The 2,853-nt window shown below is 38.8% G+C and carries 3 protein-coding genes; 2 read left to right on the top strand and 1 reads right to left on the bottom strand.

Annotated features, from left to right (window positions below):
* On the top strand, nt 1-1,388 hold a 1,388-nt coding region (locus IQ247_RS31915; RefSeq protein WP_193926202.1), incomplete at its 5' end, for an NAD(P)H-hydrate dehydratase.
* A 45-nt stretch (nt 1,389-1,433) separates the two neighbouring features.
* Here IQ247_RS31915 and IQ247_RS31910 read toward each other — a convergent pair.
* Nucleotides 1,434-1,673: a hypothetical protein gene (locus IQ247_RS31910; RefSeq protein ID WP_193926201.1), complete on the bottom strand. Its 240-nt coding sequence runs from the start codon at nt 1,671-1,673 to the stop codon at nt 1,434-1,436.
* 628 nt (nt 1,674-2,301) lie between these two features.
* On the opposite strand from IQ247_RS31910, the gene IQ247_RS31905 reads away from it, so the two are divergent.
* Nucleotides 2,302-2,730 (top strand): FKBP-type peptidyl-prolyl cis-trans isomerase, encoded by a 429-nt coding sequence (locus tag IQ247_RS31905; protein ID WP_193926200.1) that lies wholly within the window; start codon nt 2,302-2,304, stop codon nt 2,728-2,730.
* The last annotated feature ends 123 nt before the right edge of the window (nt 2,731-2,853 follow it).

Below are 2,853 nucleotides of genomic sequence, written 5' to 3'. Positions count from 1 at the left end.
CTTCCGTAGGAATCCTTGCAGGCCCGGGTCATAATGGTGGTGATGCTTTAGTTGTGGCTCGCGAATTACATTTTCGCGGTTATGAAGTTAGGGTTTATTGTCCTATTTCTAAGCTTAAGGAATTAACTGCACAGCATTTACAATATGTCCGCAGTTTGGGTATTCCTTGTGATGATTCCCTTGAAAAGCTACAAAATTGCGATTTTTTTATTGATGGTTTATTCGGTTTTGGCTTGGAAAGGGATATTACAGAACCGATCGCAAGTGCTATTAGTCAGCTAAATCAATGGAATAAGCCAGTTTTTAGTATTGATGTACCTTCTGGTTTACATACAGATACGGGAAAAGTTCTCGGAGTTGCTGTTCGCTCTACTTATACTCTGTGTCTGGGTTTGTGGAAGCTTGGTTTATTGCAAGATCAAGCTTTAGAATATGTAGGTAATGCTGAATTAATTGACTTTGATATTCAATATACAGATGTGCAAGCTATATTAGGAAAATCTCCTAATATCAAACGCATTACTAGTGCGATCGCCCTGGCAAATCTTCCTTTACCTCGTCCCCAAGTAACTCACAAATACAAAGAAGGTCATTTACTGCTTGTTTGCGGTTCTCGTCGTTATGCGGGTGGTGCAATTTTAACTGCTTTGGGAGCGCGGGGTTCTGGTGTAGGGATGCTTTCTATCGCTGTACCGCAATCCCTTGCATCTACAATGGTGTCACATTTACCCGAAGCTTTAATTATCGGTTGTCCGGAAACTGAAAGTGGCGCGATCGCAAAGTTACAATTACCCGATAATACTGATTTAAATACTTTTGATGCTATCGCTTGCGGTCCGGGTATTACCCTAGATGCGGTTTCAATTTTACAGGAAATATTAGATAATCCTAAACCTTTACTTTTAGATGCTGATGGTTTAAATATTCTCGCCCAAATGGGAACTTTACAAACCTTACAAAAACGCCAAGCTTCAACTATACTTACTCCTCATCCCGGCGAATTTAAGCGCTTATTCCCCAATATTCCCGATGTCAATCAAAATAGAGTTTCTGCTGTTCTTGAAGCCGCAAAACAATCTGGTGCAATCGTACTGTTAAAAGGTTCCAAAACTGCGATCGCAAATTCCCAAGGCTGTGTTTGGATTAATCCCCAAAGTACCCCGGCTTTAGCCCGTGGAGGTAGTGGTGATGTGTTAACTGGATTACTCGGTGGATTAATGGCGCAAGCTGTTTCACGAAAGTTAGATTTAGAAAAAATGGTTGCAACAGCTGCATGGTGGCACGCTCAATCAGGGATTTTAGCAGCTCTTGAGCGCACCGAATTAGGAGTAGATGCTTTTACTTTGACACAATACTTGATACCCGTATTGACATCCTTTAGAGCATAATTTTTTAGCACAGTAAATTTATGTAAATCTCTAAATCTACTCTAATTAAAGATTACATACCATACGTGAATGAGCTAAATCGCGAATCAACGGTACTCGTGAACTAATATACGCACCCATTGCGCTAATTTGCTCTCCAGTAAGTAGATTTTTGTTTTCTAATTGGCTGAGTAACTGATTTAAAAGGTCTGCATCATTTAAATTTAACAGAGTCTTGGTTTCGGTTTCTTCAATTACCGACCATACATGACGCATTGTAACCGCTCTTTCTTTGAGTCCTAACATAGCTTTCTAATCCCAAATCTAAATTAAATATGCAATCTTTCTCTCTAACCGACATTTGATTTTTAAATAACCCCAGCTATAAACCGGAAGGTGAAAAGTCACGCAGGCTAGTTGAATCATCTTAAGAAAATATTAAACCTTAAATCTAAAGAAAAGATTAAATGTTAAAATATATTTCTTTTTTTATAAGAATCTAAACAAACGCTTACATAAATATATTTTTTCTGAGTTAGCGGCTTTAATAATCTTGAATAATCTTAAAGTTTTAAACGAGTTCAGCCAGTATAAATACCTGGAACATAAAAATATAAGCGTCAATCTTTAATTTATTACGGTTGGCGCTTATTTATAACGTATTGAGTATTGAAATATGTTATGGATCGACAAAATTATTAAATAGTAATGGTTGCCCCAACCATTGGGATGTCATCATCGGATTTTGAAACTGCTTGGCGATCGCAACAGTATTATCTTCTCCCACAATTAAGTAATCATCTCTAACGGGATAAGAATAGCTAGTATAGTTAGTAAATTATCTGTATCGCCAAAAAAAACGAATCAAACGGATAAAAGCGATTTTTTCAGTACAGTATCATTTGCATAAGACAGTATTAAAGGACAATCACACATGACACAAGCCAAAGCTGGTAACAACGTCAAAGTTCACTACACAGGCAAATTGGACGATGGCACCGTTTTTGATTCCTCCATCGAACGGGAACCTTTGCAGTTCTCCCTTGGTTCAGGAAATGTGATTCCGGGTTTTGAAGAAGCGATAATTGGGATGACTCCGGGAGAGTCAAAAACTGCAACCATTCCTCCCGATCAAGCTTACGGTCCTCAGCGTGAAGAACTGGTAATCACAGTTGAGAAAGAGCAAATACCTACAGACTTATCAGTAGAAATTGGTCAGCAGCTACAAATTTCTCAAAACGACGGTCAAGTAATTCCTGTTATTGTTACAGATGTCTCGGATTCTCAAGTCACCCTTGACGCGAATCATCCCCTAGCAGGACAACAATTAACTTTTGATATTGAGTTAGTGGAAGTTAATTAAAGGTCAAAGGGTTAGGAGTTAGGAGTTAGGAGTTAGGGGTTAGGGGTTAGGAGTTAGGAGTTAGGAGTTAGGGGTTAGGGGTTAGGAGTTAGGAGTTAGGGGTTAGGAGTTAGGGGTTAGGAG

The sequence above is a fragment of the Plectonema cf. radiosum LEGE 06105 genome (assembly GCF_015207665.1).
Lineage (GTDB): Bacteria > Cyanobacteriota > Cyanobacteriia > Cyanobacteriales > Nostocaceae > Rivularia > Rivularia radiosa_A.
This window is presented reverse-complemented; position numbering and strand designations above follow the sequence as displayed.